The sequence below is a fragment of the Brevibacterium metallidurans genome, assembly GCF_037101285.1.
GTDB lineage: Bacteria > Actinomycetota > Actinomycetes > Actinomycetales > Brevibacteriaceae > Brevibacterium > Brevibacterium metallidurans.
This window is the reverse complement of the sequence record NZ_BAAAAF010000008.1, coordinates 107,165-120,207: the sequence shown is the minus strand read 5'-3', so window position 1 is coordinate 120,207 and position 13,043 is coordinate 107,165. Positions and strand designations below refer to the sequence as shown.

Sequence of the window (13,043 nt, the reverse complement as noted above, 5' to 3'; positions counted from 1 at the left end):
ACCTCGGCGGGAATCGCCTACGCGTCGTCGCGGGTGAGCTTGAGGAGGAGGCGCAGCAGCTCGCCGTCGGAATCGTCCTGCTCATCGGGGTCGTCGGCGTCGTGGACCTCGGCGTGGAGCTGCTCCATCTTCCGGTCGAGGTCACCGGCGGCAGCGGCGGCACGCGTGAGCTCCTCGACGAGCCTCTCGGGCACATCGCCGGAGAACTTGTAGTGGATCTTGTGCTCGAGGCTCGCCCAGAAGTCCATCGCGATCGTGCGCACCTGCACCTCGCAGATGATCGGCACCGGCCCGCCGGTGAGGAACACGGGGATCTCGAGGATCGCGTGCAGGCTCTTGTACCCGTTCGGCTTGGGGTGAGCGATGTAGTCCTTGATCTCGATGATCCGCACATCGTTCTGCGAGGTGAGCGTCTCGAGCACCCGGTACGTGTCGGCGATGAAGCTGCACGTGATGCGGATACCGGCGATGTCGGTGATGTTCGCTGTGATCGCGTCGATCTCGAGCGGCAGACCTCGGCGGGTGATCTTCTCGATGAGGCTGCGCGGGGTCTTCACCCGCGAACTGATGTGCTCGATCGGGTTGTACCGATGGAGGTGGAGGAACTCCTCGCGGAGGATCGAGACCTTCGTGAGCATCTCGTCGATCGCGAACTGATGGTGCATGAGCATCCGCGAGAACTCCGTGCGCAGACGCTGGACCCTCTCCGCCTAGCCGGGGGTGAACGGGTCTGCGGGGACGGGCATCGATGCTCCTGGTTCCGATGTGCGGGGACGATGCCAGTCTACGACCGCGCCGCCGATTCCGGCCCGAGCCGGCAGGGATTCCCGCAGTGTCTTACATGTGATTGACTGGACACGGTGGAGCAGTTGCAGAATGCAATCACCACGTGCCAGATCACGCGCGCTCACTCGCGCACGCTCACTCAAGGAGGGGTGATGGGAAAGGTCGCATGGGGCTTCTCGTGCTCGCTCGACGGCTTCATCGCAGGACCGGGCCACGACATGTCCTGGCTGTCCGCGGCCGAACCGCTCACCGACGGCACCACCGAGGCGATGGCCGCCGCCGTCGCCGTCATCATCTCCGGCCGCCGCGGCTACGATGCGGCGAAGGCGCAGGCCGCGATCCGCGACGAGATGACCTCCGAGGCCTACGGCGGAGCGTGGTCGGGCACCGAATTCGTCCTCACCCACCGGCCCGAGGAACTGGAGGACGACGACTCCGTCATCGCTCTCAACTGCTCCATCGCCGAGGCGGTCGACCGTGCCCAGGCCATCGCCGGTGACCGCGACATCCAGATCATCAGCGCCGACATCGCCCGGCAGGCGCTCGAGGCCGACCTCATCGACGAACTCCAGTACTTCTCCGTACCCGTCTTCCTCGGCGACGGGGTGCGGATCTTCGACGTCCCCGGCGGTCGACGCCTCGACTGGGAGCTCGTGACGATCGACGAGGCCAATCCGCGCAGCTTCGCCCGGACCTACCGCCCGAAGGGACGCGCGGCGTACCGTTGAGGCATGTGCCGGAACATCCGAACCCTCCACAACTTCGAACCCGCCGCCACCTCGGACGAGGTCCACGCCGCAGCCCTGCAGTACGTGCGCAAGATCGCAGGCACGACGAAGCCCTCCCAGGCCAACGCCGAAGCGTTCGACGCCGCCGTCGAGGAGATCGCCCACATCACGCAGCACCTCCTCGACGCTCTCGTGACGACCGCGCCGCCGAAGAACCGCGAGGTCGAGGCCGAGAAGCGCCGCGCGAGGTACGCCGCCCGCGCGTGAGTCAGCCGATCGCCCAGGGGTCGATGATCGAAACCCCGGTGGGTTCGAAATCGGCCGTGTTCCTCGTGACGACGGTCAGGTCGTGGACTAGCGCCGTCGCCGCGATGAGCGCATCGCGCTCAGGGCGAGGATCGGGCACATGCAGGCGGGCTGCCTGACGGGCTGTGGGGACGTCGACAGCGAGGATCCGTGAGGCGAACGACTTGAGAACGATGTCGTCGAGCCACGTCTGGAGGCGGCCGGCCTGGGCTGCGTCCCGTCGACCGATCCTGCTGATTCCCACTTCGATCTCCAGGATCGTGATGACGGAGAGGAACAGGTCGGACGGCGCTCGAGCGGCCACCCACGCGCGCACATTGCCGTCGGCCCTGCGCTGCGGTTTGCGCAGCTCACTGACGACGTTCGTATCCAGCAGGTAGCTCACAGCGGGGGCACCTTGGCGTGGAAGTCGATCTGCTCGAATTCGACATCGTCATCGTCGTCCATGCTCAGGCGGTCGACGAACTCCGATCCGCTCTCGCCGAGGCGGCGGTACTCCTCGATCGAGAGCAGGACGAATGCAGGTTCGCCGCGATCGGTGATCACCACCGGGCCCTCCGCCGCCGCGCGCTTCGCGGCACTGGCATCGCGGTTGAATTCGCGTGCGGACATCGTCGTCATCGTCGCCACCTCCATAAAGTAGGTACGTTGCTACTTTAGCAGGTGCGGTCTCTACTCGCTCGCCCGTGCTCCCTGCGCGATGAGGTCCTGAGTGATGCCCGCCGAGGCGGTCCGCAGGGCCTGCATGATCGCGGGCATCCCGACGTTGCGCTCGGAGTCGACGACGACGCCGAGGCCGGCGATCGTCAGCCCGCTGCCGTCGAAGACGGGCACCGCGATGCCCGTCGTCCCCTCGTCGATGTGCCCGACGAGTTCGGCCCGATGATAGGTCCGGATCGTCTGCAGCATCCGGCGCAGGATCGTCGGATCCGTCGTCGTGTGCTCGGTGAACGCGGCCAGCGGACCGCGCAGGTAGGCCTCCCGCACATGCCGCGGCGCATGCGCGAGGAGGACGAGCCCGCACGACGAGGCGTGGGCGGGCAGGCGCCCGGCCGTCCGCGAACGGTGGACGACCGCGCTCGGCTTCGACATCCGCTCGACGAAGAGGACCTCGCGTTCGCGGAGGATGCCCAGCTGCGTGTTCTCCCCGACGAAGTCGTGCAGCGAGGTCATGTGCGGCCGGGCCAAGGACGCGAGCTCGACGGCGTCGGAGGCCCGGTTCGACAGCTCCCACATCCCCACCCCGATGCGGATCCGCCCGCACGGGTCGCGCTGCAGGAGGTCGTGGCGCATCATGTCGTTGATGAGGCGATACGCCGTCGACTTCGGCAGCTGCGCCCGCGCCGAGAGCTCCTCGGTGCTCAGACTCGGATGGTCCGGGTCGAAGGAGCTGAGGACGCGGACGAGCCGGTCGATCATCGAGTCGCCCGAAGGTGAGTTCGCCATGTCAGTCATGGTAACCGCGCGATGAAGGGTTTCCCAATGAATGAAAAGAATCTTCCGCACGGTGGTCTGCGTCACTAGGGTGGCGAGCAGTGCGGTGCACACCGTGTGCGCCCAGCGTCTGATCCGCCTCAGAACACCGCCCCGTCTCAAAGGAGAGCAGCGTCGATGACGACGGTCTCGGTCCGACACGCAGTCCACGAGCTCATGGCCTTCCACGGCATGACGACGATCTTCGGCAACCCGGGATCGAACGAGCTTCCCTTCCTCAAGGACCTGCCCGCCCGCTACATCCTCGGGCTGCAGGAGGGAACCGTCGTCGCGATGGCCGACGGGTACGCGCAGGTCACCGACCGGCCCACGCTCATCAATCTCCACGCGGCCTCGGGCACCGGCAACGGCCTCGGCGCCCTGACGAACGCGACGGTCTCCCGTTCGAAGCTCGTCCTCACCGCCGGCCAGCAGGTCCGAGACATGGTCGGCCCCGAGGTCATGCTCGCCAACGTCGACGCCACCGTGCTCGCGAAGCCGCTCGTCCACCAGTCACTCGAACCGCTCTCGGCCGCTGACGTCCCCCGGGCCTTCTCCCAGTCGGTGCTCGCCGCCGACCGCGGCCCCGTCTATCTCTCCGTGCCCTACGACGACTGGGACGCCGAGGTGCCGGCCGCAGTCATCGCCGAACTCTCCCGGACCGTGCGACCGGCGACCGTCGTCGACCCGGACGTCATCGCCGACCTCCGCGCCAGGCTTGTCGCCGCCGAACGCCCGGTGCTCGTCCTCGGCCCCGACGTCGACACCGATGCCGGGTGGGAGGCCTCCATCGCCCTCGCCGAGGCGCTCGAGATCCCCGTCTGGGCCGCCCCGTCCCTGCCCCGACTGCCCTTCCCGAACCGCCATCCGCTCTTCCGCAGCGTCCTGCCGGCCGCGATCGCCGGGATCGGCGAGATCCTCGGTGCCCACGACCTCGCCCTCGTCATCGGCGCCCCCGTCTTCCGCTACCACCAGTGGCAGCCGGGCCAGTACCTGCCCGAGACCACCGCGCTCGTCCAGATCGGCGACGACCCGTCCGCCGCCGACCGCGCGCCCTTCGGCGATGCCCTCCTGGCCGACCCCGTCGAGGTCCTGAGCGCCCTCGCCGAGGCGGTCGCCCCCGGCCCCGCTGGAACGTGGAGTGCCGAGATCGACCCGGCGGCCACCTCGGCGAAGGACGGAGTCCTCCACCCCGAGGAGGTCTTCGCGACCCTGCGGGAGCAGATGCCGGGCGACACCCGCTTCGTCGTCGAATCGACGTCGACGAACGCCGCGTTCTGGGCGCAGATGGACCTGCGCCGATCCGGGTCGTACTTCTTCCCCGCCTCCGGCGGACTCGGGTGGGGACTGCCGGCGTCGATGGGCGTGGCGCTCGCCGACCCCGACCGACCGGTCGTCACGATCATCGGCGACGGTTCGGCACACTATTCGATCGCGGCCCTGCGCACCGCCGTCGAGGAGGACATCCCCGTCGTCATCGTCCTCCTGCGCAACGGCACGTACGGGGCGCTCGACTGGTTCGCACGACTGCTCGGGGTCGACAAGGCGCCGGGCCTCGACCTCGGCGAGGTCGACTTCGTCTCGATCGCCCGCGGTTACGGCATGACCGCCGAACACGCAGACGATATCGCTGAGCTGGGACGACTCCTCGATCGGGCGCGAGCCGGCGGGGGACCCATGCTCATCGAAGTGACCACTGAACCGACGAACCCCGACGGCGGCGCGAGCCCCGAGCGCACAAGGAGCACGACATGAGCACCGACGAAATTCTCGGCACCGACTGGCACGGAAAGATCTTCACGGGACAGTGGATCAACGGATCCGGTCCCGCCCAGCCCGTCGTCGAAGCCGCCACCGGGAACACCCTCGGGGAGATCGGCGCGGCGACCGTCGACGACGCCTCTGCCGCGGCCGCCCGCGCCGCCACCGCGCAGAAGGCGTGGGCGAAGACCACGCCAGCCGAGCGTGCCGTGATCCTCCGCCGCGCCGGTGACCTTTGGACCGAGCACACCGCGGAGATCGCCTCGTGGATCGTCCGCGAAGCCGGGTCGATCCCAGCGAAGGCCGATCTCGAACTCGGCTACGCCGCGCAGAGCTGCTACGAGGCCGCGGCCCTGCCGAGCCACCCGATGGGTCAGGTGCTGCCCTCGAACGAACCGCACTGGTCCTTCTCCCGCCGCGTGCCCGCCGGAGTCGTCACCGTCATCGCGCCCTTCAACTTCCCGCTGGTCCTCGCCATCCGCTCCGTGGCGCCGGCCCTGGCACTCGGCAATGCCGTCCTCCTCAAACCGGATCCGCGCACCGCGGTCTCCGGAGGCGTGGCCCTGGCGAAGATCTTCGCCGAGGCGGGGCTGCCCGCCGGGGTCCTCCAGGTCCTGCCCGGCGGCGGGGACGTCGGAGCCGCCCTCGTCGAGGCACCCGAGGTCTCGGTCATCTCCTTCACCGGTTCGACCGCGGCCGGACGGAAGGTCGGCGAGAGCGCCGGGCGCCTCCTCAAGCGCTGCCACCTCGAGCTCGGCGGGAACAATGCGCTCATCGTCCTGCCCGGAGCCGATGTGGCGGCGTCCGCCTCGGCGGGAGCCTTCGGATCATGGATGCACCAGGGGCAGATCTGCATGACCACGGGTCGTCACCTCGTCCATGAGAGCATCTACGACGACTACGTCGACGCCCTGACTGCGAAGGCCCAGGCTCTGCCGGTCGGCAATCCGGCGACCGAGGAGGTGGCGCTGGGCCCGATCATCGACGACAGGCAGCGCACACATGTGCGGGAGATCATCGGCAAGGCCGAAGCCGATGGGGCCAGACTGGCCGCCGGGGGAGTCGGCGAGGGGGCTTTCGTGCCTGCGACCGTGCTCGCCGACCTCACCCCGACGAACCCGGCCTGGACGCAGGAGATCTTCGGACCCGTCGCCCCCGTGGCTCGGTTCTCGACGCTCGAGGAGGCCGCCGAACTCGTCAACGCGAGCGAATACGGGCTCTCCTTGGGCATCCTCGGCGATCTCGGCATGGCACTCGACCTCGTCGACCTCGTCGACACCGGGAAGATCCACATCAACGAGCAGACCGTCGCCGATGAGGGCACGGTGCCCTTCGGCGGCACGAAGGACTCCGGCAACGGCTCCCGCGTGGGCGGGGCCGAGGCGAACATCGAATCGTTCACCGAAGTCCAATGGATCACGATGCGTTCGCAGATCGCCCCGTACCCCTTCTGAACCACCACTCGACAAACACCATTCGTCACACATCACTTGTCACACGACCGGAGACACGCATGTCCGCACCCGCTGCCCATTCCGCCCTCAAGCCCGCGGCCGACACCCGTTGGCCCGCCGTGCTCTGCTGGCTCGCCGTCGCCCTCGAGGGCTTCGACCTCGTCGTCCTCGGGGCGGTGATCCCGCAGCTGCTCGCCACTCAGGCCCTCGGGTTCACCCCGGAGGCGGCGACGCTCGTGGCGACGATGAGCCTCGTCGGCGTCGGCCTCGGCGCGGCGACGGTCGGACCGATCGTCGACCGGGTCGGGCGCCGGTGGACGATCATCGCGTGCGTGACGATCTTCAGCGTCTTCACCCTGCTGGTCGCCTTCGCCCCGAACGTCGCGCTGTTCACGGTCTTCCGGTTCATCGCCGGGCTCGCGCTCGGCGCCGTGATGCCCAGCTGCCTGGCCTACATCAGTGAGCACAACCGGTCAGGCAAGACCGGCAAGGCGACGACGCTGACGATGACCGGGTACCATGCCGGCGCCGTGGCGATCTCCCTGCTGGCGGTCTTCTACTCCGAGAACTGGCATCTGCTCTTCGCCGCCGGCGGCATCGCGGGCCTGCTCATGGTTCCGCTCCTGTGGTGGAAGCTGCCCGAGTCCGATGAGTTCCTCAGCGCCCGGGCCGCAGCGACCGCAGCCGATGGCCGGACGGGGGCAGAGTCCGGGACTCGGTCTGCCACCGAGGTGGCCCCGAAGACCGGCATGCGCGGACTCTTCGCCGGCCGGTTCGCGCTCGTGACGATCGGGGTGTGGCTGGCGAGCTTCATGGGCCTCCTCCTCGTCTACGGCCTCAACACGTGGCTGCCGAAGATCATGGCCGACGCCGGCTATGAAGTCTCGGACTCCCTCGTCATGCTCTTCGTCCTCAACCTCGGCGCCGTCGTCGGTCTCGTCATCGCCGGGTGGCTGGCCGACCGGCACGGGACGAAGCCGATCGTGCTCATGTGGTTCGTCCTCGCCGCCGTCTTCCTCGCGGTGCTCTCGATTCCGATGGCGAGCCAGGTCGTGCTCAACCTCGTCGTCTTCATCACCGGTGTCTTCGTCTTCTCCGCTCAGGTTCTCGTCTACGCCTTCGTCTCCGCGATTTACCCCGCGACCGCCCGCGGCACGGCACTGGGCATGGCTTCGGCCGTCGGGCGCATCGGCGCGATCGTCGGACCCTTTATCACCGGCACGCTCGTGGCCGCCGGCATCGCCTACCCGTGGGGCTTCTACCTCTTCGCGTTCGTCGCCGTCCTCGGCTTCGCCGCGATGGCGATCGTGCCGAAGGCGGTGTCGCAGCCCTCGGCTACTCTGGCACCATGACGCGATGGATCGATGCCGCGTTCGTCCGCGGTGGCACGAGCAAAGGACTGTTCTTCCGGGCCGAGGATTTTCCGCCCGTGAGTGAGGACTCGGCCGGCAGCGGACCTGACCGCTCCGCATGGGACGCGATCTTCACCTCGGCGATGGGGTCCCCGGATGCCTTCGGCCGGCAGCTCGACGGCATGGGCGGGGGCATCTCCTCCCTGTCGAAGGTCATGGTCGTCTCCCGATCCGACCGTGCCGGCGTCGACCTCGACTACACGTTCGGGCAGGTGGAGATCGCCGAGGCGGTCGTCGACTACTCCGGCAACTGCGGCAACCTTTCAGCCGGGGTCGTCCCGTTCGCGCTGCTGACCGGACTCATCGCAGCCGGCGACGGTTGGCACGTCTTCCGCCTGTTCAACACGAACACCGGCAAACTCGTCGACGTCGGGCTCACCGTTGAGGACGGCCAGGCCGCTGTCGACGGTGAGTTCGTCGTCCCCGGGGTCAGCGGTGCAGGCGCCCCGATCGAACTCATCTACCCCGATCCTGCCGGCAGCCGAACCGGCGCGCTCCTGCCGACGGGAAGGGCGCGTGAGTCCATCGATGCCGATGGGCGCATGTTCGACGTCTCCCTCATCGACGCCACTCTGCCGCTCGTCATCGTCCCCGGTTCCGCTGTGGGGCTCAACGGGGTCGAACTGCCCGAGACGATCGACGCCGACCGACCGGCGATGCGGGTCATCGCGGACCTGCGCCGCAACGCCGCCGTGCGGATGGGACTGTGCGCAACCCCGGAGGAGGCACCGCAGGTCGTTCCCAAGGTCGCTGTGCTCACCTTTCCGCAGGAGACGACCCTGCTCGACGGCTCGGTGCTTCCCGCCGAGGATGCCGACGTCGTCGTCCGCATGATCTCGATGGGACAGGCCCACAAGGCCGTGCCCGGCACCGGGGCGATGTGCCTGGCCGCGGCCGCGCTCATCCCCGACACGATCATCCAGGGGATCATCGCCCGCTCCCCGCAGCCGTCGTCACCTCCCGAAGTGCGCCTGGCCACGCCCTCGGGCGTCGTCACCGCCGCCGCCGTCCGCGATGAGAGTGCGAACACCATCACTGCGACCTCGCTCTTCCGCACCGCCCGGGTGCTCATGCGCGGTCAGGTCGCCGTCCCTGACTGACCTGGACTGGCCCGGACCGACGCCGGGTGATGCTGGGCCGACGCCGGGTCGTCCTCGCCTCGAGACACGAACGAGCCCCGGACCAGGTGGTCCGGGGCTCGTGTGCTCAGTGCGGTGACCGGCGGGGAGTCACGGTCAGTGCTTCGCACCCTCGTGTCGACGCCTGCGGGCGATCGCCACAGAAGCGGCTCCCACGAGGACGAGACCCGCCGCGATCGAGACGGGCAGAGTCAGCTCGGATCCCGTCCGCGGCAGGTTCCCGCTGCCGACCACGTACCCGAAGTCGGTCTCGTCTTCGCCGTCGGTATTCCCGTCATTCTGAGAACTGCTGCCTTCTGCGCCATCCTGTCCGCCGTCGGCATCGGCGTCGTCCTGCGCACCGTCCGAGCCGGCCGACGCCTTCTGATCGCCGCCGTCAGCGTCGGCTGAAGCGCCGTCTCCGCCGTCGGCAGAAGCACCGCTTCCGCCGTCGGCCCCGGAATCCGCCGCAGCACCGGCCCCGCCATCAGCCGCAGCCCCGGCGTTGTCGCTGCCGTCTGCATCGTCGCTGCCGCCGTCGCTCTCCTCATCGAAGAGTCCGACGAGCACCGGATCGTGGTCCGAGGCCCGGAACTGGTCGGGGGAGTAGAGGTCGGAGACGTTGTAGTTGAAGCGGCTGTACTCGAAGGCGAGCGGTTCGACCGAGTTGATGCTCCAGATGTCAGCACCGGTGACCGCGTCGTAGGCGGTCGTCGGCAGCTCGGCCTGCGCCTTCTGCTGACCGGCCTTCTGCCCACCCGAGGCGTCGAGGGCGAGCACATGGTCGAGGCTGCCGGTCCGACCCTTGAACACGTACGTCGACTTGTCCGTCTTCTCGGACCCGAGGTCCTTGTAGCCGGCTTCGTAGAGGACCTGCATCGGGTCCTCCTGCGTGTACGAGTTGAAGTCGCCGAGGAGGTAGACGTAGTTCGAGCCCGCGGCCTTCTGCTGTTCGCCGGCGAAGGCGACGAGGGACTTCGCCTGCTTGATGCGGTCGGCGTTCGAGAAGCCCTGACCGTCGCCGGTGTCCTCGTTGCCCGGCCCCTTGCCCGAGCCCTTCGACTTGAAGTGGTTGGACACGGTGACGAAGGTCTTCTCGGTCTCCGCCGCTCCGGCAGCGTCCTTCGGCGCATAGGCCTGCGCGAGCGGTTCGCGGGCGTTGGAGAAGGCGTCTTCGTCGTCGAGGATGACGGACTCACCCTGCGGGACCACCTCGGCGGTCTGATAGATCTGCGCGGTGCGGATGACGTCCTCGTCGGCGGGAACCTTCGCAGGCGAGGGGATGAACGCCCACTTCTGCGACCCGGCCGCCTCGTTGAGGCGGGTGACGAGGGTCTGCAGCGCGGCATCGCGGTCCTTGCCGAACTTCGCGGAGTTCTCGATCTCCATGAGCGAGACCACCGAGGCGTCGAGTTCGTTGATCGCGGTGACGATCTTCGTCTCCTGGCGTTTGAGGCTCTCGGCGTTCGCGGCGCCACGGGCCTCGCAGCCGCCGCGGACGGTGATCGGGTTGCCCTCACGGTCGGAGTAGAACGTGCAGCCGGGCACCTGGTCGCCGGTCGTCGTGAAGTAGTTGAGGACGTTGAACGCGGCGATGCTCACCTGACCTCCGACCTCTCCCGGCGTGGCCTGACGGGTGTCGGAGAACGTCGCCGGCTGAACAGCCTCGGCGTTGTCCCCGGTCAGACGCGTCGTCGGCTGGAATCGCCACTTCTTGAAATCGAAGCCGAGGACGACCGGGGAGGTGAACGTCGCCGCCGCGCCGACCCGCACCGGCGCATCCGGGCTCAGGTACGGCAGGGGCACGTCGGTGTCGTCCTTGAGGTAGTCGACGGTCGCACCGTCGTCGAGAACGACCTCACGGGCGAGGTTCTCCTTCTCGATCGCCTTGGCCTCGTCGCTGCCGGGGCGGGCGACATCCGTGGGCTGGCGCAGCACCCCCTTGCCGGTGGCGAGGACGACCTCGCCGAAGGTGTTCGTCGAGTAGTTGTCGGCGACGGTGAGATCGCCGGTGGGCTGGAGGAGCATGCCCTCGAGCGCTTCACGGGCGGCGGCGTCGGTCGGGAACTCGTCCTCGACCGGCTTGACCGCCTCGGCGGGCTCGTCGAGCACCGTCGCACGCGACGCGGCGACACTTATCTGCGTCTGGCCGTAGCGTTCGGAGACGGTGCCGGTGACCTCGAGGTAGTCGCCGATGCTGATGTCGTTGACGGTGTCGGGGGAGTAGACGAACACGCCGTCCGAGGCGCCCGGGGTCGCATCCTCGGCTCCGCCGGTGCCGGCGGTCTGGATGTAGTATCCGCCGAGTCCGCCGGTCGGATACGCGGCCGTGACGACCCCGCGGGTCTTCACCGTCTGCCCCTGCAGCGGGCTCTCCGCACCCGTGCCCTGGATCTCGGCGATGGGGGTCACGTCCTCAGGGTCGGGGGTGCTGCCGCCGTCGTCGCCGGGCAGGGCGTTCGGGGTCGGCGCCGCCGCAGTCCACGTGCCGTCGACGAGCTGGATCGACTGACCGCCGGTTGCGACCGCACCGGTCGGGGCCGCCTCCTGGTCGACGACGGGATTCGGGGTGTACTTCCCCGACTTCCCGGTCACGCCCTTGCCGCCGGGCACGCCGCCGATCTGATCGAAGGAGATGAGCGCACCCGATGCGTCGATCGCGAAGGCCGACGACCCGTACTCGCCCTCGGCTGCTGAGCCGGACTTCACGGAGTTCGTGATCGGGACCTCGATCGCCACGGCACCCGAGTCGCCGACGGTCGTGCCGTCGGGGACGACCGTCGCGTTCTCCGCGGCCTGCACGCTGCCGCCGCGGGTGACCGAACCGATGGTCCAGCCCGAGAGGTCGGTCCCGGGGTCGGCGGCGATCTCGATGAAATCGGTCTCGAGGGTGTAGCCGATCTCGCTGATGTGCGGGGTCGTCGCGGCGATCGCAGGCCCGGACGGGAGAGCGATTCCGATGCCGGCGACGAGTCCGAGCGCGGCCGCCGAGGCGAGCGTGGTCGAGGCTTTCATGTAGGCCTTTCGTGGTCGAGGACGCAGAGCGGCGTCGAGGACGCAGCCCTTGCACACTATCCGCCTCCATGGAGGCGGCGACGGCGACCATGTGAACGCGATGTGAACACTCGGGCAGTCCACTGAACGCTGGAAGTGTGACCGAGCCTACACGGTGGTCAGGACACGGAGACCTCGATGGCCAGTGACCGCGAGTCCGGGTCGAAGCGCACCTGCGTCATCTCGGACAGGCGCACATCGGCGACGAGGGGAGTCTGCAGGTCCGTATTGACGCCGATGACCGTGCACCCGGCGGCGTGAGCGGCCTGCGATCCGACACCGGAGTCCTCGAACGCCGTCGCCGCTGAGGCGTCGAGCCCGAGCTTCGCAGCCGCGCGGAGGTAGACGTCGGGGGCGGGTTTGCCGGCGGCGACGTCCTCGACCGTGACGACCGCGTCGAAGCAGCCCAGGATGCCTGCGCGTTCGAGGAGACCGCGGACATCCTCGCGCCGCCCGTTGCTCGCCACCGCGATCGGGATCGTTCCCGCCAGCGAAGTGATGAGCTCGGGCACCCCCGGCAGGGGAGCGTTGAGGTCGGCCAGGGCCGCGCTGTACGCGGTGTCGATCTCCTCCGCGCTCGGCACCGCCGCCTGACCGGGCGCGGCATCGCTGAGGGCGGCAGCCGCCTCGGCGCCGGACATTCCGCGGAAGGACTCCGCCGGCACCTCGGTCGCCCCGAGCTCCTCGAGGTACGCGGACATGAGGTCGAGCCAGGGGCGCTCGGAGTCGATGAGGACTCCATCGCAGTCGAAGATCGCTCCCTTGAGCTCGATGGACCGGGTCGGAGTCACTGCTGCATCCCTCTTCTTCATCGGTGTCTACGACGGATACTCTATCCCGGCGCCGCGGCACTCCCGGAACGCCGCAGGGCGCTCAGCCACCTGGCGAAAGGTGGCCGAGCGCCCTGCGGGTTGCTCGCGCGATCAGGCTCTGCTGATCAGACCTGAGGCG

Annotated in this window: 12 protein-coding genes; 6 read left to right on the top strand and 6 right to left on the bottom strand. The window is 68.8% G+C overall.

The annotated features are described in order from the left end of the window. Window positions 1-17: 17 nt before the first annotated feature. Window positions 18-671, bottom strand: coding sequence for a GTP pyrophosphokinase (locus AACX88_RS11365; protein WP_339393129.1), 654 nt, complete (start codon window positions 669-671; stop codon window positions 18-20). Between the two features lie 267 nt (window positions 672-938). Between AACX88_RS11365 and AACX88_RS11360 the strand changes: the two genes are divergently transcribed. Both AACX88_RS11360 and AACX88_RS11355 read left to right on the top strand, forming a co-directional pair. Further along, window positions 939-1,514: a dihydrofolate reductase family protein gene (locus AACX88_RS11360; RefSeq protein WP_339393128.1), complete on the top strand. Its 576-nt coding sequence runs from the start codon at window positions 939-941 to the stop codon at window positions 1,512-1,514. Window positions 1,515-1,517: 3 nt separating this feature from the next. Next, window positions 1,518-1,781, top strand: a complete 264-nt coding sequence (locus tag AACX88_RS11355) for a DUF2277 domain-containing protein (protein WP_339393127.1) — start codon at window positions 1,518-1,520, stop codon at window positions 1,779-1,781. Between the two features lies 1 nt (window position 1,782). Here AACX88_RS11355 and AACX88_RS11350 read toward each other — a convergent pair whose 3' ends face one another. The 3 genes from AACX88_RS11350 to AACX88_RS11340 are packed head-to-tail and all read right to left on the bottom strand — an operon-like array spanning window position 1,783 to window position 3,266. Continuing rightward, window positions 1,783-2,205 (bottom strand): type II toxin-antitoxin system VapC family toxin, encoded by a 423-nt coding sequence (locus AACX88_RS11350; RefSeq protein WP_339393126.1) that lies wholly within the window; start codon window positions 2,203-2,205, stop codon window positions 1,783-1,785. Next, window positions 2,202-2,441, bottom strand: a complete 240-nt coding sequence (locus tag AACX88_RS11345) for a type II toxin-antitoxin system prevent-host-death family antitoxin (protein ID WP_339393125.1) — start codon at window positions 2,439-2,441, stop codon at window positions 2,202-2,204. The genes AACX88_RS11350 and AACX88_RS11345 overlap by 4 nt, the downstream gene beginning before the upstream one ends. A gap of 51 nt (window positions 2,442-2,492) precedes the next feature. After that, window positions 2,493-3,266 (bottom strand): IclR family transcriptional regulator, encoded by a 774-nt coding sequence (locus tag AACX88_RS11340; RefSeq protein WP_339393124.1) that lies wholly within the window; start codon window positions 3,264-3,266, stop codon window positions 2,493-2,495. 165 nt (window positions 3,267-3,431) lie between these two features. Between AACX88_RS11340 and mdlC the strand changes: the two genes are divergently transcribed. The 4 genes from mdlC to AACX88_RS11320 are packed head-to-tail and all read left to right on the top strand — an operon-like array spanning window position 3,432 to window position 9,020. Further along, complete coding sequence (mdlC, locus tag AACX88_RS11335; protein WP_339393123.1) at window positions 3,432-5,048, top strand: benzoylformate decarboxylase; 1,617 nt, start codon at window positions 3,432-3,434, stop codon at window positions 5,046-5,048. After that, complete coding sequence (locus tag AACX88_RS11330) at window positions 5,045-6,508, top strand: aldehyde dehydrogenase family protein (protein ID WP_339393122.1); 1,464 nt, start codon at window positions 5,045-5,047, stop codon at window positions 6,506-6,508. The genes mdlC and AACX88_RS11330 overlap by 4 nt, the downstream gene beginning before the upstream one ends. A gap of 59 nt (window positions 6,509-6,567) precedes the next feature. Continuing rightward, window positions 6,568-7,860, top strand: coding sequence for an MFS transporter (locus AACX88_RS11325; RefSeq protein ID WP_339393121.1), 1,293 nt, complete (start codon window positions 6,568-6,570; stop codon window positions 7,858-7,860). Next, window positions 7,857-9,020, top strand: a complete 1,164-nt coding sequence (locus tag AACX88_RS11320) for a PrpF domain-containing protein (protein ID WP_339393120.1) — start codon at window positions 7,857-7,859, stop codon at window positions 9,018-9,020. Before AACX88_RS11325 ends, AACX88_RS11320 begins: the two co-directional genes overlap by 4 nt. A gap of 135 nt (window positions 9,021-9,155) precedes the next feature. On the opposite strand, the gene AACX88_RS11315 is transcribed toward AACX88_RS11320, so the two are convergent. Further along, a complete protein-coding gene (locus AACX88_RS11315; RefSeq protein ID WP_339393119.1) occupies window positions 9,156-12,053 on the bottom strand; it encodes an ExeM/NucH family extracellular endonuclease in 2,898 nt (965 codons plus the stop codon). Between the two features lie 158 nt (window positions 12,054-12,211). After that, entirely contained in the window at window positions 12,212-12,883 is a 672-nt protein-coding gene (locus AACX88_RS11310; RefSeq protein ID WP_339393117.1) for an HAD family hydrolase, read from the bottom strand. Window positions 12,884-13,043: the final 160 nt, after the last annotated feature.